The sequence below is a fragment of the Brachybacterium horti genome (assembly GCF_054777615.1).
Genome location: NZ_BAAHAM010000002.1, coordinates 646,527 through 667,948, shown reverse-complemented (window position 1 = coordinate 667,948; position 21,422 = coordinate 646,527). Strand labels below are relative to the sequence as shown.

The 21,422-nt window shown below is 75.0% G+C and carries 18 protein-coding genes; 10 read left to right on the top strand and 8 right to left on the bottom strand.

The genetic code is table 11. The annotated features are described in order from the left end of the window. Window positions 1-6: 6 nt before the first annotated feature. The 3 genes from ACYVAP_RS08285 to imuA' are packed head-to-tail and all read right to left on the bottom strand — an operon-like array spanning window position 7 to window position 6,238. A complete protein-coding gene (locus ACYVAP_RS08285; protein ID WP_498860290.1) occupies window positions 7-3,453 on the bottom strand; it encodes an error-prone DNA polymerase family protein in 3,447 nt (1,148 codons plus the stop codon). A gap of 29 nt (window positions 3,454-3,482) precedes the next feature. Beyond that, complete coding sequence (locus tag ACYVAP_RS08280) at window positions 3,483-5,189, bottom strand: DNA polymerase Y family protein (protein WP_498860289.1); 1,707 nt, start codon at window positions 5,187-5,189, stop codon at window positions 3,483-3,485. Then, on the bottom strand, window positions 5,189-6,238 hold the full coding sequence (gene imuA', locus ACYVAP_RS08275; protein ID WP_498860288.1) for a DnaE2-dependent mutagenesis accessory factor ImuA': 1,050 nt from the start codon (window positions 6,236-6,238) through the stop codon (window positions 5,189-5,191). Before imuA' ends, ACYVAP_RS08280 begins: the two co-directional genes overlap by 1 nt. Before the next feature lie 421 nt (window positions 6,239-6,659). Here imuA' and ACYVAP_RS08270 point away from each other — a divergent pair, with 421 nt between their 5' ends. After that, the gene (locus ACYVAP_RS08270) at window positions 6,660-7,403 is read left to right on the top strand and encodes a methyltransferase domain-containing protein (RefSeq protein WP_498860287.1); all 744 of its coding nucleotides are present in this window, start codon (window positions 6,660-6,662) and stop codon (window positions 7,401-7,403) included. A gap of 1 nt (window position 7,404) precedes the next feature. Continuing rightward, a complete protein-coding gene (locus ACYVAP_RS08265) occupies window positions 7,405-8,058 on the top strand; it encodes an HAD family hydrolase (protein ID WP_498860286.1) in 654 nt (217 codons plus the stop codon). A gap of 110 nt (window positions 8,059-8,168) precedes the next feature. Here the strand turns inward: ACYVAP_RS08265 and ACYVAP_RS08260 are convergent, their stop codons facing one another. Both ACYVAP_RS08260 and ACYVAP_RS08255 read right to left on the bottom strand, forming a co-directional pair. Next, window positions 8,169-9,041, bottom strand: a complete 873-nt coding sequence (locus ACYVAP_RS08260; protein ID WP_498860285.1) for a TrmH family RNA methyltransferase — start codon at window positions 9,039-9,041, stop codon at window positions 8,169-8,171. A 7-nt stretch (window positions 9,042-9,048) separates the two neighbouring features. Then, entirely contained in the window at window positions 9,049-9,870 is an 822-nt protein-coding gene (locus ACYVAP_RS08255) for an ABC transporter ATP-binding protein (protein WP_137770800.1), read from the bottom strand. 131 nt (window positions 9,871-10,001) lie between these two features. On the opposite strand from ACYVAP_RS08255, the gene ACYVAP_RS08250 reads away from it, so the two are divergent. Together ACYVAP_RS08250 and ACYVAP_RS08245 are read left to right on the top strand one after the other, a co-directional pair. Next, the gene (locus ACYVAP_RS08250; protein WP_498860284.1) at window positions 10,002-11,495 is read left to right on the top strand and encodes an RNB domain-containing ribonuclease; all 1,494 of its coding nucleotides are present in this window, start codon (window positions 10,002-10,004) and stop codon (window positions 11,493-11,495) included. Next, on the top strand, window positions 11,492-12,280 hold the full coding sequence (locus ACYVAP_RS08245) for an Rv1486c family protein (protein ID WP_498860283.1): 789 nt from the start codon (window positions 11,492-11,494) through the stop codon (window positions 12,278-12,280). Before ACYVAP_RS08250 ends, ACYVAP_RS08245 begins: the two co-directional genes overlap by 4 nt. A gap of 96 nt (window positions 12,281-12,376) precedes the next feature. On the opposite strand, the gene glgA is transcribed toward ACYVAP_RS08245, so the two are convergent. Then, window positions 12,377-13,564: a glycogen synthase gene (gene glgA / locus ACYVAP_RS08240; RefSeq protein ID WP_264450925.1), complete on the bottom strand. Its 1,188-nt coding sequence runs from the start codon at window positions 13,562-13,564 to the stop codon at window positions 12,377-12,379. A 95-nt stretch (window positions 13,565-13,659) separates the two neighbouring features. Between glgA and glgC the strand changes: the two genes are divergently transcribed. Then, window positions 13,660-14,898, top strand: coding sequence for a glucose-1-phosphate adenylyltransferase (gene glgC, locus ACYVAP_RS08235; RefSeq protein ID WP_137770796.1), 1,239 nt, complete (start codon window positions 13,660-13,662; stop codon window positions 14,896-14,898). Then, window positions 14,895-15,554: an HAD family hydrolase gene (gene serB, locus ACYVAP_RS08230; RefSeq protein ID WP_498860282.1), complete on the top strand. Its 660-nt coding sequence runs from the start codon at window positions 14,895-14,897 to the stop codon at window positions 15,552-15,554. The genes glgC and serB overlap by 4 nt, the downstream gene beginning before the upstream one ends. 85 nt (window positions 15,555-15,639) lie before the next feature. On the opposite strand, the gene ACYVAP_RS08225 is transcribed toward serB, so the two are convergent. Then, window positions 15,640-16,167, bottom strand: a complete 528-nt coding sequence (locus ACYVAP_RS08225; protein ID WP_259359900.1) for a SixA phosphatase family protein — start codon at window positions 16,165-16,167, stop codon at window positions 15,640-15,642. Window positions 16,168-16,233: 66 nt separating this feature from the next. Continuing rightward, complete coding sequence (fabG, locus tag ACYVAP_RS08220; RefSeq protein WP_264450911.1) at window positions 16,234-16,956, bottom strand: 3-oxoacyl-ACP reductase FabG; 723 nt, start codon at window positions 16,954-16,956, stop codon at window positions 16,234-16,236. A 146-nt stretch (window positions 16,957-17,102) separates the two neighbouring features. On the opposite strand from fabG, the gene ACYVAP_RS08215 reads away from it, so the two are divergent. Genes ACYVAP_RS08215 through ACYVAP_RS08200 form a run of 4 tightly spaced genes read left to right on the top strand, consistent with a single transcriptional unit; the run spans window position 17,103 to window position 21,259 of the window. Next, the gene (locus ACYVAP_RS08215) at window positions 17,103-18,959 is read left to right on the top strand and encodes a hypothetical protein (RefSeq protein WP_498860281.1); all 1,857 of its coding nucleotides are present in this window, start codon (window positions 17,103-17,105) and stop codon (window positions 18,957-18,959) included. Next, the gene (locus tag ACYVAP_RS08210) at window positions 18,956-19,447 is read left to right on the top strand and encodes a hypothetical protein (protein WP_498860280.1); all 492 of its coding nucleotides are present in this window, start codon (window positions 18,956-18,958) and stop codon (window positions 19,445-19,447) included. Before ACYVAP_RS08215 ends, ACYVAP_RS08210 begins: the two co-directional genes overlap by 4 nt. Further along, window positions 19,444-20,478 carry an SURF1 family protein gene (locus tag ACYVAP_RS08205; RefSeq protein WP_498860279.1) on the top strand — a complete coding sequence of 345 codons (1,035 nt, stop codon included), beginning with the start codon at window positions 19,444-19,446 and terminating at the stop codon, window positions 20,476-20,478. Before ACYVAP_RS08210 ends, ACYVAP_RS08205 begins: the two co-directional genes overlap by 4 nt. Next, entirely contained in the window at window positions 20,453-21,259 is an 807-nt protein-coding gene (locus ACYVAP_RS08200; RefSeq protein ID WP_498860278.1) for a PI-PLC domain-containing protein, read from the top strand. Before ACYVAP_RS08205 ends, ACYVAP_RS08200 begins: the two co-directional genes overlap by 26 nt. Window positions 21,260-21,422: the final 163 nt, after the last annotated feature.

Below are 21,422 nucleotides of genomic sequence, written 5' to 3'. Positions count from 1 at the left end.
ATCCGCTCAGCGGAAGTCGCGGGAGGGGGTCGCCGCGGCGACCTCGAGCGGCGCGGCGTCGTCGGCCACGAGGTTGACGGCGCCCGTCGCGTTCTCGACGATCCCCCGCAGCACGACCGCGCGGGAGCTGCGCAGCAGTGCCCGGTGCCGGGTCCAGAACCCCACCGAGCAGACGACGTTGAGGATCCCGGTCTCGTCCTCGAGGCTGAGGAAGGTGACGCCGCTCGCCGTCATCGGGCGCTGCTTGTGGGTGATGACGCCGCCCACCCGGATGCGGCTGCCGTCGGCCGCGTCCCGGGTCCCGCGGATCGAGAGCACCCCCGCCTCCTCGAGGCCCGCGCGCACGAGCGCCATCGGATGCTCCCCCGGCGTGATGCCGGTGGCCCAGGCGTCCGCCGCGGCGAGCTCCGCGTCGCTCATCCCCGGCAGCGTCGGCGCCTCCGCGCCCACCGCGAGGTGCGGCAGCGTGCCCGGCGTCTCCTGCGCGGCGGCGCCCGCGGCCCACAGCGCCTGCCGGCGGGACGGGGCGAGGCCGTCGAGCGCCCCGGCCGTCGCGAGCGCCTCAAGCTGCCGGGCCGTGAGCCGCACCCGCCGGGCGAGGTCCGGGACGGAGGTGAAGCGCCCGCCCTGCTCCCGCGCCTCGACGATCCGCTCGGCCGTCGTGGTGGAGATCGTGCGCACCTGGTCCAGGCCCAGGCGGATCGCCGGCCCCTGCGCCGCGGCCTCCCCCTGCACCTGCGGGCGGGCCGCCCCGGCGGCGAGCTCCTCGTCCGTGGGCACGCGGTAGCCGTGGTGGCGGGGCCCGGTCTCCAGGTCGGTGAGGGCGCCGGAGACCTGCACGTCCGGGCCGAGCGTGAGCACGCCGTGGCGGCGGGCGTCGGCGACGAGCGACTGCGGGGAGTAGAAGCCCATCGGCTGGGAGCGCAGCAGCGCCGCCGTGAACGCCGCCGGGTAGTGGCACTTGAGGTAGCAGCTCGCGTAGACGAGGTACGCGAAGGAGTAGGCGTGGGACTCCGGGAAGCCGTAGTTCGCGAAGGCGAGCAGCTTGCGCTGCACGGCGTCCGCGTCCTCGCCCGTGATGCCGTGGCGGGCCATGCCGGCGTACAGGGCGTCGGAGAGCTCCATCATCCTCTGCGTGGAGCGCTTGGAGCCCATGGCGCGGCGCAGCTGGTCCGCCTGGGCGGGGGTGAAGTCCGCGACGTCGACGACCATCTGCATGAGCTGCTCCTGGAACAGGGGGATGCCGAGGGTGCGCCCGAGCGACTTCTCCAGCAGCGGGTGCAGGAAGGTGACCTCCTCCTCTCCGGTGCGGCGGCGCAGGTAGGGGTGGACGCTGCCGCCCTGGATGGGCCCGGGCCGGATCAGCGCGACCTCGACGACGAGGTCGTAGAACTCGCGCGGCCGCAGCCGCGGCAGGGTCGAGATCTGGGCCCGGGACTCGACCTGGAAGACGCCCACGCTGTCCCCCGTGCAGAGCATGTCGTACACGGCCGGATCCTCCTGCGGCAGGGTGCGCAGCTCGAAGTGCTGGTCGTGGTGCTCGGCGACGATCCGCAGGGCGTGGTCGATCGCTGTCAGCATGCCGAGGCCCAGCAGGTCGAACTTCACGAGCCCGGCGTCGGCGCAGTCGTCCTTGTCCCACTGCAGCACCGAGCGGTCCGCCATCGCCGCCCACTGCACGGGGCACACCTCGATCACCGGCCGGTCGCACAGGACCATGCCGCCGGAGTGGATGCCGAGGTGGCGGGGCGCGTCCCGCAGCTGCTGGGCGAGGGAGACGACGTCCTCGGGGATCTCCGCCTCCGCGAGGGAGGAGAAGGAGCGCTCGATGCGGCGCGCGAAGGCGTCCTGCGCGCCGGGGTCGTGGCCCAGCGCCCGCGCCGCGTCCCGCACCGCGAGCTTCGCCCGGTAGGTGATGACGTTGGCGACCTGGGCGGCGTTCTCCCGGCCGTAGCGGCCGTAGACGTACTGGATGACCTCCTCGCGGCGGTCCGAGGCGATGTCGATGTCGATGTCCGGCGGGCCGTCCCGCTCGGGCGCGAGGAAGCGCTCGAACAGCAGGTGGTGGCCGACGGGCTCGACCGCCGTGATCCCGAGCGCGTAGCAGACGGCGCTGTTCGCGGCGGATCCGCGGCCCTGGCAGAGGATCCCCTCGCGGCGGCAGAAGGCGACGAGGTCGTGGACGATGAGGAAGTAGCCGGGGAAGGCGAGGTCGGTGATGACCTTCAGCTCGTGGTCGATCTGCGCCCACGCGCCGGGCACCCGCTCGGGGCGGCCCTCCGCGGGGCGCGGCCCGTACCGCTCGCGACCCTCCTGCTCCACGAGCTCCACGAGCCAGCTCGCCTCGTCGTGCCCCGCGGGCACCGGGAACGGCGGCAGCGAGGGGGCGATCAGCCGCAGGTCCAGCGCCTGGTCCCGGCCGATCCGTGCGGCCGCCTCGATCGCGCCCGGGTAGCGGGGCAGCAGCTGCGCCATCTCCTCGCCGCTGCGCAGGTGGCGCAGGTGCCCGGGGAGGTGCGGATCCGCGCGGGACAGCGGCACCGCGGCGCGGAGGGCGGCGTGGGCGTCGGCGAGCCGCTTGTCCGACGGGGTCGCGTAGTGCGCGTTCGAGGTCGCCACGAGCGGCAGGCTCACCGTGTCCAGGCCGTGCGTCTCGCGGACCATCCGGGCGCCCTGGGCGAGCGCGTCGTGCAGCTCGTCCGCCTCTCCCCCGCCGCCCGCCACGAGCTCGACGGCGACGTTCCCCGCGCCGAAGAGGTCCACGAGCCGTCCGATCCCCTCCGCGGCGGCGTGCGCGGCCGCCTCGAGGTCCCCGGCCGCGAGATGCGGGGCGACGGCGCGCGTCACGGCGCCCTTGCGGCAGCCGGTGAGGATCAGCCAGTGCCCCTCCCGACCGGTGCGGGAGAGGTCATCGAGGCGGTAGCGGGGCACGCCCTTCTCCCCCGAGTCGAGGTGGGCGCGGGCGATCGCCGCGGAGAGCTGCGCGTAGCCCTCCGCGTCCCGCACGAGCACGAGCAGGTGCTCGCCGTCCGGGTCCGGCACCCCGGTGCGCGGCGCCGAGCGTACGGGGGTGGCCGTGGCGACCTCCGCCCCGGGCTCGAGGCCGAGGGTCAGCTCCGCGCCGATCACGGTCGCCACGCCCTCCTCCGCGGCGGCCTTCGCGAAGCGGACCACCCCGTAGAGGCCGTCGTGGTCCACGAGCCCGATCGCCTCGAGGCCGAGCGCCGCGGCGTGGCGCGCCATGTCCTCCGGGGCGGAGGCGCCGTCGAGGAAGCTGAAGTGCGAGTGGGCGTGCAGCTCCGCGTAGGGGACGATCGTCGCCGGCCGGTGCGGGGTGCTGCGCCTGCCCGTGTGCTCCACGGTGATCGGCGGGGACACCACCGCCGCGGGGCGGTCCGAGAGGATCGCCTCGATGTCCTTCCACGCGGGCGGCCCCAGGAACCATCGCGCCATCGGAGCCCTCCTCCCTGATCGTCCTGCTGCTAGTCGTAGATGCCCTCGACCCCCCACTCCCCCGTGCGGGACAGGGTGAGCAGGGCCGTCTCCTCGTCCTGTGCGCCGCGCACCACGAGCGGCAGGCGCGCGGCGCGGTCGCTGTCGGCCGCCCACCAGCGCTCGTCGAGCACCGTCGGCGCGCCGTGGGCGAGCACCGTGAGCGCCGTCCCCGCCCGCAGCCCCATCCGGTCCAGGGCGGGCACGCCGGGCGCGACCACCCGCAGCTGCGCGGGGGCGGCGCTGAGCAGCCCGCGCGCGGTGACGACGACGGGCGTGCCGCCGGCGTCCAGCAGCGCCACGGGCGGCGGGTGGCGGAACACGGTCGCCGGCACCGGGCGCGGCAGGGCGCCGGGCCACGGGCCGGGCTGCGGGTCGGGCCGCTCGGAGCGCCACGGCACCGCGGTCAGCTCACGGGCCAGCAGGCGCCCGCCCACGAGCGCCGGCACGAGCACCGCGTCCTCCCCCGCGAGGCCCTGGGCGCGGGCCAGCGCCCGGGCCGCCCGCTGCGCGGACTCCCCCGCGCCGCCCCACAGCGCCGGGGCGCTCTCCCCCGCCGGGGCGAGCTGCGCCGGGTGCAGGCCGATCCGCACGATCGCGCCGGTCGCGGGACCGCCCAGGCGGGCCCGGGTGATCCAGCCGTCGCACTGCCAGCGGATGCGGTCCACGACGTCCGCGACGCTGAGCGCGCCGTCGTGGCGCCAGGTGCGCTCCATCTCCTCGCCGCCCTCGGTGCGGGCCACGATCCGCAGCCGCGTGCACACCAGGCCGCGGCTCACGAGCTGCTCGTGCAGCTGCTCGGCGAGCGGGCGGGCGACGAAGGCCGCCTGGTCGGTGCGCACCAGCGGCGGGTCCAGCACCGTCTCGGCGAGCACCGGCTGGGTGGGATGGTGCGCCGCCGGGGGCGCGGGCTCCTCGCCGCGGGCCAGCAGGTGCAGCTCCGCGACGTCGGGGCCGAACCTGTCCGCCACGGAGGCGGAGGGCAGCGCGGCGAGGTCGCCGAGGGTCGCGATGCCCAGGCGCTGGAGCAGGTCCACCGTCTCGGCGAGGTCGAGCTTCTTCTCCGGGCGGGTCGCGGAGGGCTGGCCGCGGTGCCCCCAGCCGGGGCCGACGGGGGCGTGGCGGAGCGCGGCGATCGGGTGCGGGGCGAGGTAGTCGGCGCTGCGGCCGGGGCGCACGATCCGCCCGGCCCCGGCGGCGAGCAGGGCCGCGAAGGGGCCGTCGGCCACGCCCACGGCGGCCTCCCAGCCGGTGTGGTCCGCGACGGCGTCGAGGATCCTCTCGGCGAGCTGCTCCTCCCCGCCGTGGTGGCGGGCCGGGCCGCGGGCGGCCATGAGCAGCGTGCCCGGGCGCAGCACGTCCACGCCCGCGGCGACCGTGTCCACGGCGGCGGCGACGAGCTCGAACAGGCCGGACTCGCTCTCGCGGTCGGCCTCGAGCACGAGCGCCTCGGGGCAGGCGGCGCGGGCCGCGCGGCGGGTCTGGCCGGGCCGGGCCCCCGCCTGCAGGGCGGCGGCGGTGACCTCGACGACGCGGTGGTTCTCCAGCAGCAGCACCGGGTCCTGCAGCGGGTCCACGGGGGCGGGGGGCTCCTCTCCCCGGGCGTCGGCCTCCGCGCGCCGCTGGTGGCGGTCCAGCGCGGCCATGAGCGGCCACTGCGGGACGCGGACGGCGACGGTGCGGGTGGACGCGCCCATCAGCCGGCCCTCCGCGCGGCGTGCAGCGGCCGGGGCGCGGGCGCTGCCGTCGTGGGCACTGCCATCGCGGGCGCCGCAGTGGCGGCGATCTCCTCGGGGACCGTCCCGAGGACGCCCTGCTCCCGGCGGAGGGTCTGCTCCCGGCGGGCCGGCGGGGCCACGCCGATCATCCCGCCCACCTCGGGCAGCAGCACCTCGGCGCGGTGCTCCCCCGCGAGCCCACGCCCGGCGGAGGTCACCGCGAGGCGCCGTCGGCGCAGCCGCCCGGTGCCGGCGCCGAGGCCCTGCCAGCCGAGCGTCGTGGCGGTGAGGGCGAGATCGGCGCGGCCCGGCGGGCGGCCCGCGAGCACGAGCGTGTCCGCCGCCCGGGCGCGGCCCAGGAGGCTCCGCCAGAGGGCCGGGGCGAGGGCGAGGTCGGGGCCCAGCACGAGCACCCCGACCCCGTCGGCCAGGGCGGAGAGCACCTGCGGGGCCTGCTCGCCGGGAGCCGGGGCGAGGGCGAGGCGGGCGGGGTCCAGGCCGGCGTCGATCGCGGCGCGCAGGCCGAGGTCCGGCATGCCGGCGATCGCGCACCAGGCGTCCTGGCCGGCCGCGGCGACCGCGAGGGAGAGCAGGAGCGAGGTCGTCGCCGCGCCGTCCACCGCGACCGCGCTGCCGGCGCGCAGGCCGGTGCGGGGGAACAGGCCCGCGAGCGGGGCCGGGACCGGGAGGCGGGTGCCGTCGGCGAGCGGCTCGAGCGCCGGCTCCGTGGCGGGGGCGGAGGTGGGGGCGGTCCGGTCCGGATCCGCGGTGCGCTCCGGGCCGGCGGGCACGGCTCGCATGCGCGGGGCGCCGGCGGGGTCGCCGCCGATGCTGCGCAGGGCCGTGCGGTCCAGCCGGCCGCCCCAGCGGGCGGCGCTGCGCTCGGCCGCGCCGAGGGCCGCGCGGGCCCGGGCCAGCCGGTCCTCGTGCGGGGCGCCGGCATCGCGCTCGGCCTCCGCCGCGCGCTCCGTGCCGGACGCCGATCCGGACATCGTGCCGGACGCCGAGCGCCGGACCACCAGGGACATGACCACCTCCGTCTCCTGCCTTCCTCTCGGCGCCGACCACGACGCGACTCGAACTGATGTTCGAACGATACGCGCGTCGGGTGGGGGTCTCAAGGTGTGCAGGGTGATGCTTCGAACAACCGTGCGAAGCCTCGCAGGAGGGTGCGACGGACGGAGCGAGGAGGTGCGGAGCCCACGGGCAGGTGGGCAGAGCCGACGGACGGGCAACCGGGCAGCCGGGCAGCCGGGCAGCCGGGCACTGATGCTGTTCAGAAAACGGCGCACATCATGTACATGATGTCCCGAGAAATTCGCACAGGCCCTTCGCCTCGAGCGGTCTCAGCCCTCGCGGTGAGCGCGCGGAGGGCGGCCGTATCCCGCCCCCACCCCGTGGCGCGGAAACCCGCTCGCGCCGGCCCGCGGCATGGACGAGGATCAGGGCATGAGCACGTACGAGGACACCCGCCGCGCCTGGGAGCAGGCCTCGCAGAAGCACGTGCGGGAGTACGAGGAGCTCCTCGACGAGGCCCGCACCGCGCGCCTGCTGCCGCTCGAGGAGGGGCTGCTCGCGCCCCTCGTGGACGGTGCCCGCGTGCTGCACCCGCAGAGCGGCCACGGCATCGACGACCACGGCCTCGTCGCGCTCGGCGCGCAGGAGGTGCTGGGCCTGGACTACAGCCCCACGGCGGTCTCCGCGGCGCGCCGTCGGGCGGAGGAGCTGGGCCGGCCCTGCCGCTACGAGGAGGTCGAGCTGCCGGCCACCGGGCTCACGGAGGGCACGCAGGACCTCGTCTACACCGGCAAGGGCGCGCTCATCTGGATCGAGGACCTCGCCGTCTGGGCGGCGGAGATGCACCGGGTGCTGCGGCCCGGCGGGCACCTCTTCGTCTACGAGGCGCACCCGCTGGTGCCGCTGTGGGAGTGGGACGCCCACGAAGCCCGCGTGCGGCGCGACCGCGGCTACTTCGCCCGCAGCCACGTCAACGACAGCTTCCCCGCCCTCGGGGCGACCGAGCACCAGCGCACCCTCGCCGAGCTCGTCATGACGATCACCGGGGCCGGCTTCGAGCTGCTGCATCTCGCCGAGCATCCCGAGCCGTTCTGGACGCCGCAGGACGAGGAGCCCGCCGCCGCCTGGGACGGGCGCCTGCCCAATGCGATCAGCCTGCTCGCCCGGCGCCGCTGACGTGCATCTGCTGCTCGACCTCGACAACACCCTCGTGGACCGCGAGCGGGCCTTCGCCCGCTGGGCGGAGGGGCTGGTCATCGAGGCCGGCGGAGGCCCCGCGGACCTCGCCTGGCTGCTCCGCGCCGACGCCGACGGCCTCACCCCGCGCCGTGAGCTCGCCGCGCGGATCGCGGAGCGCCTGCTCCCCCGCGTTGCACCGGACGATCTCGAGGAGCGCCTCCTGATGGAGCACGTCGAGCACGTGACCTGCTCCCTCGCGGTGCTCGCGCACCTGCGACGGCTGCAGGGGCAGGGAGCACGGCTGACGGTCCTCACCAACGGGACGGGACGGCAGCAGCGGGCGAAGCTCGAGCGCACCGGACTCGCGCCGCTGCTCGACGCGGTCGTGATCTCCGAGGAGGTCGGCGCGTCGAAGCCGGACCCGGCGATCTTCGCCGCCGCGCTCGCGACGGCGCCGTCGGACCCCGACACCTGGATGATCGGCGACCACCCCGAGGCCGACATCCGCGGGGGCGCCGCGGCGGGGCTGCGCACCGGATGGGTGAGCCGCGGCCGCCCCTGGCCGCACGCGACGCCGCCCACCCGTCAGGCGCCGACCCTCGCCGCGCTGCTCGACCTGCTGCCGCCGTCGGATCACTCCCCGGCTCGATGAGCAACGCCCGGCATCGGCGTGACGTCGCGGAGGAGCACCGCGAGCAGGACCGCCGCGTCGAGCTCGAGCGGGGCTCCGAGGTGCTGCACCTGCCCGAGGGGAACCGGCGCTCAGCCCGCGCCGAGCATCGCCCGGCGCTGCCAGAGCACCACGGCGCTCGCCGCGGCGACGTTGAGGGAGTCCACTCCCCCGGCCATCGGGATGATGACGTGCTGGTCGACGGCGGCGAGGGTCGAGGGCTGCAGGCCATGCCCCTCGGTGCCGAGCACGAAGGCGACCTTGCGGTCCGGGCCGAGATCCACCTCGTCCAGCGGCACCGCCTGATCGGTCAGCGCGAGGGCGAGCACGTCGAAGCCGGCCTCGTGGAGCAGGTCCACGCCGGCCGCGGGGGCGGGCTCGCCCGGCGGGTGCGGGGCGTGCGGCCAGGCCTCGAGCCGGGTCCACGGGACCTGGAAGACGGTGCCCATCGACACGCGGATCGAGCGGCGGTACAGAGGGTCCGCGCAGCGCGGGGTCACGAGGACGGCGTCGACGCCGAGCGCGGCCGCGGAGCGGAACATGGCGCCCACGTTCGTGTGGTCCACGATGTCCTCGAGCACCGCGACGGTGCGCGCGCCCTCCAGCAGCTCCGCCGCGGAGGGCAGCACGGGCCGCTGCATGGCGGCGAGGGCCCCGCGGTGCAGGTGGAAGCCGGTGAGCTGCTCGATCAGCGGCTCCTCCCCCACGAACACCGGGACGTCGGGGAAGCGCGCGTACAGCGGGGCGAAGCGCTCGATCCATTTCTCGCTCATGAGGAAGGAGCGGGGCACGGCGCCGGCGTCGAGCGCCCGGGAGATGACCTCGAAGCTCTCGGCCATGAACAGGCCGCGCTCGACCTCGACGCGGGAGCGCAGGCGCACGTCCGTCATCCGCACGTAGTCCTCGAGGGCGGGGTCCTCGAGATCGGTGATCGTGACGAGCTGCGCGGCGGCGCCGTCGGGCATCACGCGCTCAGCCCAGGGCCAGGGAGCGTGCGAAGTAGCGCTCGCCCACCCGGTCCACGACGAGCGGCAGGCCGAAGGTCGCGGTGAGGTTCTGGGAGGTGAGGGTCTGCTCGATGGGCCCGGCGGCGACGACGCCGCCCTTGCGCAGCAGCAGCACGTGCGTGTAGCCCGGCGGGATCTCCTCGACGTGGTGGGTGACGAGCACGGTCACCGGGGTCGCGGGGTCCTTCGCGAGCCGGCCCAGGGTGCGCACGAGCGCCTCGCGGCCGCCGAGGTCCAGGCCCGCGGCGGGCTCGTCGAGCAGGAGCAGCTCGGGGTCCGTCATGAGGGCGCGGGCGGCGAGGACGCGCTTGCGCTCGCCGGTCGACAGGGTGCCGAAGTGCGCCTTCTGGAGATGGCCCACGCCGAAGGCGGCGAGCAGCGTCGAGGCCCGCTCGAGGTCGAGGTCGTCGTACTCCTCGCGCCAGCGGCCCACCACGGAGTAGCCGGCGGTGACGACGACGTCCAGGGCGGTCTCGTCGGCGGGGATCGTGTCCGCGAGCTCCTGCGAGGCGAGGCCGATCAGGGTGCGCAGCTCGAACACGTCGACCCGGCCCAGGCGCTCGCCGAGGATGTCGACGGTGCCGGAGGTGGGGTGCAGTCGCGTCGAGAGCAGGCGGATCATCGTGGACTTGCCGGCGCCGTTGGGCCCGAGCACCGCCCAGCGGTCCCCCTCGGAGATCTGCAGGGACACGTCGTCGAGGATGTTGCGCCCCGCCCGGCGGACGACGACGTCCGTGAACGCGGCGGCGGTGGCGGTGTCGGCTGTGTCAGCGGAGGGGAAAGCCATGGCCGCAAGCCTATCTCCCGGCCGTGCGCCGTCGGCTCACGACCCGCCCGCGCCGCATGCCCGCCTCGCCCTGCTCCCCGCCCGCCCCGCCATAGACTGGCGCGGCCCGGAACCGACCCCGAGGAGTCCCCGTGCCGCACCGACCGCTCACCCTCCGCGCCCCGCGCGGCTCCGTCGCCGCCGAGGAGATCCGCGCGGGCATCGACGCCCTGCTCGCCGACGCCGCCGAGGACCTCCCCCTCGCGTTCCCGCCCGAGGTCCTCGCCGCCGCGGAGGCCGCCGCGACCCGGACCGACGGCGGCGACCCCACCGATCGCACGGACCGCACCGACGTGCCCTTCGTGACGCTCGACCCCGCGTCCTCCACGGACCTGGACCAGGCGATGCACCTCAGCCGCGAGGGCGAGGGCTTCCGCGTGCTCTACGCGATCGCCGACGTCCCCTGGTTCGTCGAGCTCGACGGCCCGATCGACCACGAGGCCCGCCGGCGCGGGGCGACCGTCTACCTCCCGGACCGTCGGATCCCCCTGCACCCCGAGGTGCTCTCCGAGGGGGCGGCGTCCCTGCTGCCCGGGCAGACGACCCCGGCGTTCGTGTGGACCCTCGACCTCGACGCGAGCGGCGCCGTCACCGGCGTCGACCTCGAGCGGGCGCTCGTGCGCTCCACCGAGAAGCTCGACTACGCGGGCGTGCAGGAGCAGCTCGACGCCGGCACGGGCCACCCGCAGATGCTGCTGCTCCAGGAGATCGGAGCGCTGCGCGCCCGCCAGGAGCTCGAGCGCGGCGGCGCGAGCCTGAACGTGCCCGAGCAGGAGATCGTCGAGGACGGCGACCAGGTGCGGCTCGTGTGGCGACGCCCCGCCCCGATCGAGGATGCCAACGCCCAGATCTCGCTGATGACCGGCATGACCGCCGCCGATCTCATGCTGCGCGGCGGGTCCGGGATCCTGCGCACGATGCCGCCCGCGGAGCCGGCCGCGGTGGAGCGCTTCCGGCGTCAGGCGGCGGCGCTCGGCGTGCCCTGGGAGGAGGGCGTGACCTACGGGGCCTTCCTGCGCAGGCTGGACTGGCAGGAGGGTCGGCACCTGGCCCTGCTGAACCAGGCGACGGCCCTGTTCCGCGGCGCCTCCTACGCGGCCTTCACGAGCGCCGCGGAGGTCCCCGAGGACCCGGCGCAGGCCGCGATCGCCGCCCCCTACGCCCACACCACCGCGCCCCTGCGCCGGCTGGTGGACCGCTTCGTGCTGCTCGTGTGCCACGCCCACGCCCGCGGCGAGGCGCCCGCCCCGGAGCTGCTCGCCGCTCTCGGCGAGATCCCCGAGGCGATGCGCAGCGCCGGCGGCCGCGCCGGGGACCTCGAGCGGCGCGGCATCGCGCTCGTCGAGAGCGCCGCCCTGCGCGCCTGGGTCGGTGAGGAGCTCGAGGCGACCGTGATCGACAGCCGCGAGGCCTCCCCCGCGAAGGACGGCAACGAGGGCACGCCCGCCCGGGTCGAGGTCCAGCTCCTCGACCCGCCTGTCACCGCCTGGGTCCCGGCCCAGGCCGAGGTCGGCTCCAGCCTGCGCGTGCGGATCGTCTCCGCGGATGCGGCCGACGGCGCGGTGCTCGAGGCGGTGCAGGGATGACCGACTCCCCGCTCGCGGGCAGGGACCTGCTCGCCCTCCCCCGCGGCGCCGTGCTCATGCTCTGGGCGGCGGCCTACCTGCGCGGGGACGTGGGCCCCGACGACGCCGCGGAGCTCGCCCACGGCGCCTCCGGCGGCACCACCGTCCCCGGCGGCGAGGACCTCTTCGCCTGGCTCACCGGGCTGCGCCGGCTCCCGCTCGCGCAGCTGCGGCTCGTGCTGCCCGTCCCCGGTCGCCTCGCCGGGCTCGTGGGGCCGCCTCCGGCGATCGCGGCGGCGCTCGCCGCGGAGCAGGCCGTCGTCGTCACGGCCGCCGGGATCGCCGACCACACGCTCGTGCCGAGCATCGACGTGGACCGCGCCGAGGGACCGCGTGGGCCCCGCGTGACCTGGCAGCGCTTCGCGGCGCCCCTGGGCGCGCAGGTCCCACCGCCGGCGAGCTCGGGCCGCGCACGCACGGAGCTGCTCACCGCCCTGCAGGAGGCGGCCCGCAGCACCGTGGACCTCGACATCGTGCCGGACGAGCCCGTCCCCCCGGACCGCATCCCCGCCGGCTGGACGGCGACCGGCCTGCCGCGGCACCTCGAGGGGTCGCAGGCGCACCTGCTCGTCCTCGCCGGTCGCACGCTGCTGCTCTCCCAGGGTGAGCTGGCCGATCCGGATCCGGGGGCGCATCAGCTCTCCGACGCCCTCGCGCGGCGCGAGATCCTCGCTCGCCTGCAGGAGACCGCGCGGGCCGCGCTCGTCGAGACCGTCGAGCGGGTCGTGCACACCGAGATGGGCTGACCAGGCGACCCTGTCAGCCCCGACAGCCCCGATCACGTCGACGGCCCCGCAGCCCGGTCATCCGGGCCACGGGGCCGTTCGTCGCTGCGGGCTCGCTCAGCCCTCGAGGACCGCCCGGTACACGTCCAGCGTGCGCTCCGCGATCGAGGTCCACGCGAAGTGCTCCGCGGCGCGGCGCCGGGAGGCCTCCCCCATCGCCCGGGCGCGCTCCGGGTCGGAGACCATGCGCTCGAGGGCGGCGGCGAGGTCCGCGACGAACTCCTCGGGCCGCAGCGGGGTGCCGGTGCCGTCCTCGGCCTGGTCGAGCGGGACCAGGTAGCCGGTCTCGCCGTCCACGACGACCTCGGGGATGCCGCCGGTCGCGGAGGCGACGACGGGGATCCCGCAGGCCATCGCCTCGAGGTTCACGATGCCGAGCGGCTCGTAGATGCTGGGGCACACGAAGGCCGTCGCATGCGTGAGGATCTGCGTGAGCTCGTGGCGCGGCAGCATCTCGCTGATGAGGTGCACGTTGCCGCGCTCCGCGGCGAGCTCCTCGACGAGGCCGGAGACCTCGGCGGCGATCTCGGGGGTGTCCGGGGCACCGGCGCACAGCACGAGCTGGATCTCGCGGGGCAGCTCGCGCACGGCCCGCAGGAAGTAGGGCAGTCCCTTCTGCCGGGTGATCCGGCCGACGAACACGATCGTCGGCGCCTCCGGGTCGATCCCGCGCGACGTGAGCGCCGAGGTCTCCGGGTTCGGGGACCAGGTGTCGATGTCGATGCCGTTGTGCACGACGTGCACGCGCGCCGGGTCGACCGAGGGGTAGGCCCGCAGGATGTCGGCGCGCATCCCGCCGGAGACCGCGATGATCCCGGCGGCCGCCTCGTAGGCGGTGCGCTCGGCGAAGGAGCTCAGGCGGTAGCCGCCGCCGAGCTGCTCCGCCTTCCACGGCCGCAGCGGCTCCAGGGAGTGGGCGGAGAGCACGTGCGGCATGCCGTGCAGCAGCGACGCGAGGTGGCCGGCGAAGTTCGCGTACCAGGTGTGGGAGTGCACGAGGTCCGCGCCCTCGCAGTCCTGCGCGATCAGCAGGTCCGTGCCCATCGTGGAGAGCGCGGCGTTGGCCCGGGCGAGCTCCGCGGGGGCGCGGTAGGAGTGGGTGCCGGGCTCGTCCCGGTCCTCCCCGAAGGCGCGCACCTGCACGTCGATCTGGGGCCGGAGCACCCGGGTCAGCTCGGCGACGTGCACACCGGCGCCGCCGTAGATCTCCGGCGGGTACTCCTTGGTCAGCAGATCCACGCGCACGGGGTCCTCCTTCTTCCGCTTCCTTCGCATCTGATTCTCGTCCGGGTGACGACCGATCGGCGTGATCGGGCCCACTCCTGCATTATCCTCGCAGCATGTCCACGAAGGTCCTCGCGATCGTCCTCGCCGGTGGCGAGGGGAAGCGCCTCATGCCCCTCACGCTCGACCGCGCCAAGCCGGCCGTCCCCTTCGGCGGGATCTACCGGCTCATCGACTTCGCGCTGTCGAACATCGTCAACTCGGGCTACCTGCGGGTGGTCGTGCTGACCCAGTACAAGTCCCACTCCCTCGACAAGCACATCGCGCAGACGTGGCGGATGAGCTCGCTGCTGGGCAACTACGTCGCGCCGGTCCCGGCGCAGCAGCGCCTGGGCAAGCACTGGTTCCGCGGCTCGGCGGACGCCATCGCCCAGTCCCTCAACCTCATCCGCGACGAGAAGCCCGACCACGTGCTCGTCGTCGGCGCGGACAACATCTACCGCATGGACTTCTCCCAGATGCTCGACGCGCACATCGCGTCCGGGAAGTCCTGCACGGTCGCGGCGATCCGGCAGCCGATCGAGCTCTCCGACCAGTTCGGCGTGATCGAGACGGACCCGTCGGACCCGACGACCATCCAGGCCTTCGTCGAGAAGCCGAAGCAGACAGAGGGGCTCGCCGACGACCCCACGCAGATCCTCGCCTCGATGGGCAACTACATCTTCGACGCGGACGCCCTGGTCGAGGCCGTCACCCGCGACGCCGAGGACGACGACTCCGCGCACGACATGGGCGGCAACATCGTCCCGGAGTTCGTGGACAAGGGCGACGCCGCCGTCTACGACTTCATCCGCAACGACGTCCCCGGATCCACGGACCGCGACCGCGACTACTGGCGCGACGTCGGCACGCTCGACGCGTTCTACGACGCGCACATGGACCTCATCGCGGTCCACCCCGTCTTCAACCTCTACAACAACGACTGGCCCACCTTCACCGGCCATCGCAACGAGGCGCCGGCGAAGTTCGTGCACGCCGGCCCCGGCCGCGTGGGCACCGCGGTGGACTCCGTCATCTCCCCCGGCGTCGTCATCTCCGGCGCGCAGGTCTCCAACTCGGTCCTCTCCCCCGGGGTGCGCCTGAACTCGTGGTCCACCGTCTCCGACTCGGTGCTGATGGACAACGTGACGGTGGGCCGGCACTGCCAGATCCACCGCGCGATCATCGACAAGGACGTCGTCGTCCCGCCGCGCACCCAGATCGGCCTGGACCGGGAGACGGACCTCGCCCGCGGCTGGGTCGTCACCGAGTCCGGCATCACCGTGATCGGCAAGGGCACGGTCATCGAGCCGTGAGCGTCGACGCTCCCGCCCGTGGCCTGCTCGTCTCCGATGTCGACTCGACCTTCCTCACGCAGGAGGTGATCGAGCTCGTCGCGGAGCACGCCGGGGTCCGCGACCGCGTCGAGGAGATCACCACCGCCGCCATGCGCGGCGAGCTCGACTTCGCGGGCTCCCTGCGCGCCCGGGTCGCACTGCTGGCGGGGCTCGACGCCTCCGTGCTCGCCGCGGTGCGCGAGGTGCTCGTCCCGACCGACGGCGCGATCGAGCTCATGCGGCGCGCGCATGACGCGGGCTGGGTCACCGCCCTCGTCTCGGGCGGCTTCCACGAGGTCATCGACCCGCTCGCCGCAGAGGTCGGCATCGACCACGTCGTCGCGAACCGCTTCGCGGTGCAGGACGGCAAGCTGACCGGCGAGGTCTCCGGCCCGATCATCGACGGCGAGGCCAAGCGGGCGACCCTCGAGGACCTCGCGGAGCGCCACGGCGTGGACCGGGCGCGCACGGTCGCCGTGGGCGACGGCGCGAACGACGCCGCCATGGTGCGTGTGGCGGGCACGGGGGTCGCCTTCCGTGCGAAGCCCGCCCTGCGGGAGGTCGCCGACGTCGTCCTCGACGGGCCCTCGCTGCTGGATCTCTGGCCGTACCTGGAGGGGGCGCCGGTCGCCTGACCCGCTCCGCCGCCTGCCCCCGAGACGACGAACGGGCCCGGGACCTCGCCGCGCGAGGTGCCGGGCCCGTTCGGGTGCCGCCCGCTCAGGGGCGGACGATGGTGTGCAGCGTGAGGCTCTCCTCGCCGAGCTCCGCCCAGGTGGGCAGCGCACCGGAGAGGACGGCGGTGCCGCCGGTCGGCATGCCGATCCGGGCCTGCGCGGCAGAGGCGGGGTCGGAGTCGTCGTCCGCGAGGCCGGTGACCAGGTGGGCCATCGTCGGCTCGTGGCCCACCACGAGGACCACGGCGTGCTTCGCCTTGACGTCGCGGATCAGCTCGAGCACCTCGCCGGTGCCGCCGGAGTAGATCTCCTCGTGGAAGGTGACCTTGCCGTCGAAGCCGGGCATGGACGCCTGCACGCCCTCCCAGGTCTCCCGGGTGCGCTCGGCGTCGGAGACGAGGACCCGCGTGGGCCGCACGCCCTGGGACTCGAGGTACTCGCCGACGAGGCGGGCCTGCGCCCATCCCTTCTCGACGAGGGTGCGCTCCTGATCGGGCTGACCGCCGCCGCTCTCCGCCTTGCCGTGGCGCATGATGAGGAGGAGGCGACTGTCGGGGTCGGAAGCTGACATGGGGGCGCGATCACACCTTGTCGTGGTCGAGGGCTGCGGGTGGGCGGGATCGCCCGGTGTCGGTCCTCAGTGTCCCATGCCGAGGCCGCCGTCGACGGGGATCACGGCACCGGAGATGTAGGCCGCGTCGTCGCTCGCGAGGAAGCTCACCACACGGGCGACCTCGACCGGGTCCGCGAAGCGCCCGGCGGGGATCGCCGCTCGGTAGGAGGCCTGGACGTCCTCGGGGAGGGCGGCGGTCATCTCGGTGTCGATGTAGCCGGGGGCGACGACGTTCGCGGTGATGCCGCGGGAGCCGAGCTCGCGGGTGAGCGCGCGGGCGATGCCGATGAGGCCGGACTTCGAGGCGGCGTAGTTGACCTGGCCGGGCGAGCCGTAGAGGCCCACGACGGAGGAGATCAGGACGATGCGGCCCTTCTTCTTGCGCATCATCGACCTGATGACCCGCTTGACCGTGCGGAAGGAGCCGGTGAGGTTCGTGTCGAGCACGGACTCGAAGGAGTCGTCGCTCATGCGCAGCAGGAGCTGGTCGTCGGTGATGCCGGCGTTGGCGACGAGCACCTCGATCGGGCCGTGCGCCTCCTCCGCGGCGGCGATCGCCGCGTCGAGCGAGGCGCCGTCGGTGACGTCCGCGGCGAGGGTGAGGGCGCCCTCGGGCCCGCCCTGACCGGAGCGGCTGGTCACGGCGACCGCGTCGCCGCGCCGCAGGAACTCCTCGGCGATGGCGCGGCCGATGCCGCGGTTGCCGCCCGTGACGAGGACGCTGCGGGGGGTGGTGGGCTCGGTCATGCGTGCTCCTCGGAGGATCGGGGCGCGACCCGCTGTGACGGACGCCGCGCCGTGGTGTGGCGGTGCACTACGATACGTGGCGGAACAGTGTCGGGATCCTCGGGGGAAACTCGACGTCGACTCACCTCTGGAAGGTGCTCCTCCTCATGGCATACCGCTTCAACCCGCCGCCGAACTGGCCCGTCGAGGATGCCGATTGGACGCCTCCGCCCGGCTGGCAGCCGGATCCCTCGTGGGGCCCCGCGCCCGAGGGCTGGAACTTCTGGGTCGAGGGCGACGCCGCTCCGGCCGCTCCGGTCCCCAGCGACTCCGCGCCGTCCGATCAGGCTGCTGCCGCGTCCTCGCAGGGCGGTCTCGGAGCGCAGCAGGACGCGCCCGCCGAGCAGCAGGCTCCCGCCGACGCGCCGGTCCCCTCGGACGAGCCGACGGTGCTCGGCACCGCCTCCGACGTCGACAACGCGCCCGCCGACGGCGCCGCGTCCACCGACGATGCCGCATCCTCCGATGCTGCGGTGACCTCCGATGACGCCGCGCCCTCCGAGGCGCCCGCCACCGGCCACAGCCACCTCGACAGCGACGCCACCCACGTCGCGAGCAGCGACCAGCGCGCCGCCCTCGGCGAGGACCGCTCGGCCGATCTCGACGCCGACGCGACCCACGTCGCCGGCAGCACCGAGCGCGATGCCCTCGACGGCGCCGAGGCGACCGACACGAGCTCCGAGACGGCCGAGTACACCGGGCCCGATCGTGAGGCCGGGCTCGCCGAGCGTGCTCCGTACGAGGAGGGCGCCGATGCCGCTCCCGCCGCGGAGCCCGCCGCCGATCAGGACTTCGGCGCCTCCGCTCCGATCGCCGGCGCCGCCGGTGCAGGAGCCGCCGGCGCCGCTGCCGGAGCCTCCGGTGCGCATGCTGCCGATCAGGGCGCCGCCGCTGATCAGGCTCCGGCCGCTCCGGCGTACGGTCAGCAGGATCAGGGCCAGGGCTACGGCCAGGCGTCCCCCGCCGGCTACGGCCAGGACTCGGCGGCCCCGGCCTACGGTCAGCAGGATCAGGCGCAGGGCTACGGCCAGGCGTCCCCCGCCGGCTACGGCCAGGACTCCGCGGCCCCGGCCTACGGTCAGCAGGATCAGGGCCAGGGCTACGGCCAGGCCTCCCCCGCCGCCTACGGCCAGGACTCGGCGGCCCCGGCCTACGGTCAGCAGGATCAGGGGCAGGGCTACGGCCAGGGCTACGGTCAGGCCTCCCCCGCCTACGGGCAGTCCTCGCCCGCTCAGGGCTTCGGGTCCTCCTCCGCCTCCGACGGCGCCGCCTGGACCGCCTCCACCGGCGCCGGCGAGCCCCCGAAGAAGGGCATCGTCGCGCGGTTCTGGTGGATCGGCTGCATCGCCCTGTTCCTCGTCGCCGCGCTCATCGCCGCGATCATCGCGGTCGTCGTGATCACCTCGAACAACGGCGACGACCAGGCCGGCGGTGACCCCACCACCGAGGTCGCCACCACGGACGAGGCGACCCCGACCGAGGAGGAGACCACCGACGAGGCCTCCGACGGCGGCGACGAGACCATCACGCCGTCCGTGCTGCCCACCCTCGGTGCGGACCCGCAGTCCCAGGACGTCGTGTCCTCCGACGGCAGCGGCAAGATCACCGTCACCCAGGAGTGGATCGCCCCGGACAAGCTCGAGAGCACCTACGGCGGCACCGTCACCCCGGGCGAGCAGGGGGACGAGTACCTCGTCGTCACCGCCCAGGTCGAGGTCACCGAGGGCACGCTGATGCTGGCCTCGTACAACTTCAACCTCACCACCCCCTACGGCGGTGACATCTCGCCGGCGACCGCGACCTACGAGCTCAAGGACGCGGGCCTGGACTACCAGGCGCCGGACGAGTTCACGAAGGGCGAGACGTACACGATCCGCGTGCTCTTCGACGCGAAGAAGGCCAAGGGCATCAAGCTCGTCTACGACACCTTCTCCGACCAGTACACCTGGGACGTCCCTGCGTGACCGACCGCTTCAACCCTCCGCCGAGCTGGCCGGAGCCGCCCCAGGACGGGTGGCTGCCGCCGGACGGCTTCCGACCGGGCCCCGCATGGGGCCCGGTCCCGTCGGGGTGGCGTCTCTGGGTCGCCGGCACGGATGAGGCGACCGCCGAGGACGCCCCGCTGCAGCGCTCCGAGGACGTCCCCGCGAGCGGGGTCCGGCCCCGTCCGCGGGTGGAGACCTACCCGGTCTCCGTGCTGAACCCCGGGATGTGGTCCCAGAACCACCTCGAGGACGAGGACTACGGCTTCCCGCCCGCAGCGCCCGTGAAGCGCCGGCCCGGGCGCAGGCTCGCCGCGCACATCACCGTCACCGCCCTCGGCTTCGTGATCGCGGCGCTCGTCGCGATCGGCTTCGTGCGGCTCACCGATTTCGCGGTGGAGGACCTGCCCGGCATGCTCAGCTCCTCCGGGAACCTGGGGGACGCGAGCTCCCCCGGGGGCGAGGCATGAGCGGCCGGTCCCTCCGCTCCCGGATCATCCTCAGCCGCGACACCCTGGTGGGCCTGCTGATCGTGCTCCTCTGCGCGGCGATCTGCGTGGGCCTCGGCCTGTGGCAGTACGGCCGCTTCGAGACCAAGCGGGACGCGGCTGCGGTGATCGCGGAGAACTACTCGGCCGATCCCGTCCCGCTCGCCGAGGCGCTGCCGGATCCCGCCCAGCCGCTCGCCTCGAGCGAGCGCTGGCGCGTCGTGGAGATGACCGGCAGCTACTGCACCGATCCCGGATGCGTGCTGTACGTGCGCAACCGGCCCCTGAACAGCCAGGTCGGCTTCTGGCAGCTCGTCCCCTTCACCGCCGAGGACGGCACCACCCTGCTCTTGGTGCGCGGCTGGGTGCCCGCGCAGGAGACCGCCTCCCAGCCCCTGGACCCGCCCGCCGTCCCCACCGGGACGACCACGGTGACCGTCCGCATGCGCCCCGCGGAGGGGACCGTCGACCGGCAGGACCCGCCCGGGCAGGTGCAGACCGTCACGCCCGAGGCGATCGCCGCGAAGCTCCCCGCCGGCGTCGCGGACTCGCTCGTGACCGGTGCCTACGGCGAGCTGGCCGCGGAGCATCCGGAGGCGGCGAGGCCCCAGGCGCTCGAGTCCCCGGACACCTCCCTCGGCCCCCATCTCTCCTACGCCTTCCAGTGGTGGATCTTCGCGCTGTTCTTCCCGGCCGCGCTCGTGTACCGCACCCGCAAGCTGATCCAGGACGCGGAGTCGGAGCAGGCGGTCGCCGCCGACACCGCCCCGGCAAGGAGCAGGGGCGCGCACGAGGGCGAGGGCGGCGACCGTGCCGAGCCCGCCGCACCGCAGGACGGGCCCGACGGCGGCGCCGGGAGCGCGGAGGCCGCCGGGAAGGCCGGCTCCCCTGCTCCCCCGTCCTCACGCCGGGAGCACCGGCCGGTCACCGCGGAGCACGACCGCCGCCGGCGGGCACGCCGGCGCAGCCACGACGAGGAGGAAGAGGATGCCCTCATCGACCAGCAGCGCTGACCGCGCACGCTTCCTGCCCGGACCCCGGCCGCGGCGCATCGCGCACCGTGGTCTGGCCACGGACGGCGCCGAGAACACGATGCGGGCCTTCGCCGATGCCCTCGCCGCCGGCGCGACGATGCTCGAGACGGACACCCGCGCGACGCGGGACGGGCTCGCCCTCGCCGTCCACGACGAGGACCTCTCGCGGATCGCGGAAGACCCCCGCCGGATCGACGCGATCGACGCCGCCGCGGCCGGTGCCGTGCGCCTCGCGGGCGGAGAGCGGCTCGCCCTGCTCGAGGACGTGCTCGACACCTTCCGGGACGTGCCCGTGAACATCGACGTCAAGAGTGCGGACGCCGTCCTCCCCGCCGTCACCGCGATCGCGCGCACCCGCAGCGCGGACCGTGTGTGCATCGCCGGGTTCGACGGCCTCGTCGCCCGCAGCGCGGCCAACGGCGTGCGCCGGGCGACCAACCGGCTCCCGAAGCGCAGCCCGTCCCGCGGGGTGATCGCCGCCTTCCTCGCGGCGCGGGCCGTCGAGGCGCCGGACGCCGTGATCCGACGGATCCTGCGGCCCTACGGCGCGCTCCAGGTTCCCGAGCGCGTCGACGGGATCCCGGTCGTCACCGCGGCGAACGTGGCGGCCGCCCACCGCGCGGGGTGCGAGGTGCACGTGTGGACGATCGACGACCCTGTGACCATGGCGGATCTTCTCTCGAAGGGCGTGGATGGTATCATCACCAATCGCGTCGATCTGCTGTCAGCACTGCTCGAGACCGGCCGCGGTCGTCACTGACCGAGGCCTTTCCCGTCGGGGCCCCGGCACCTCTGAGGTGTCCGGCGGCGATCCCGCTCCATCCGTCCCATCCGTCTCATCCGTTCGAGGATCCCTCCCCTCGGCGTCCCCGGCGCGCCACGCGCCTCCCGATCGTCCGTGACCGGGAATGACCTCGCCCTCC

What these genes read in the sequence shown, in the direction of transcription:
- ACYVAP_RS08285 (WP_498860290.1), bottom strand. Translation starts at nt 3,453, where the DNA reads ATGGCGCGATGGTTCCTGGGGCCGCCCGCGTGGAAGGACATCGAGGCG.
- ACYVAP_RS08280 (WP_498860289.1), bottom strand. Translation starts at nt 5,189, where the DNA reads ATGGGCGCGTCCACCCGCACCGTCGCCGTCCGCGTCCCGCAGTGGCCG.
- imuA' (WP_498860288.1), bottom strand. Translation starts at nt 6,238, where the DNA reads ATGTCCCTGGTGGTCCGGCGCTCGGCGTCCGGCACGATGTCCGGATCG.
- ACYVAP_RS08270 (WP_498860287.1), top strand. Translation starts at nt 6,660, where the DNA reads ATGAGCACGTACGAGGACACCCGCCGCGCCTGGGAGCAGGCCTCGCAG.
- ACYVAP_RS08260 (WP_498860285.1), bottom strand. Translation starts at nt 9,041, where the DNA reads ATGCCCGACGGCGCCGCCGCGCAGCTCGTCACGATCACCGATCTCGAG.
- ACYVAP_RS08255 (WP_137770800.1), bottom strand. Translation starts at nt 9,870, where the DNA reads ATGGCTTTCCCCTCCGCTGACACAGCCGACACCGCCACCGCCGCCGCG.
- ACYVAP_RS08245 (WP_498860283.1), top strand. Translation starts at nt 11,492, where the DNA reads ATGACCGACTCCCCGCTCGCGGGCAGGGACCTGCTCGCCCTCCCCCGC.
- glgC (WP_137770796.1), top strand. Translation starts at nt 13,660, where the DNA reads ATGTCCACGAAGGTCCTCGCGATCGTCCTCGCCGGTGGCGAGGGGAAG.
- ACYVAP_RS08225 (WP_259359900.1), bottom strand. Translation starts at nt 16,167, where the DNA reads ATGTCAGCTTCCGACCCCGACAGTCGCCTCCTCCTCATCATGCGCCAC.
- fabG (WP_264450911.1), bottom strand. Translation starts at nt 16,956, where the DNA reads ATGACCGAGCCCACCACCCCCCGCAGCGTCCTCGTCACGGGCGGCAAC.
- ACYVAP_RS08215 (WP_498860281.1), top strand. Translation starts at nt 17,103, where the DNA reads ATGGCATACCGCTTCAACCCGCCGCCGAACTGGCCCGTCGAGGATGCC.
- ACYVAP_RS08205 (WP_498860279.1), top strand. Translation starts at nt 19,444, where the DNA reads ATGAGCGGCCGGTCCCTCCGCTCCCGGATCATCCTCAGCCGCGACACC.
- ACYVAP_RS08200 (WP_498860278.1), top strand. Translation starts at nt 20,453, where the DNA reads ATGCCCTCATCGACCAGCAGCGCTGACCGCGCACGCTTCCTGCCCGGA.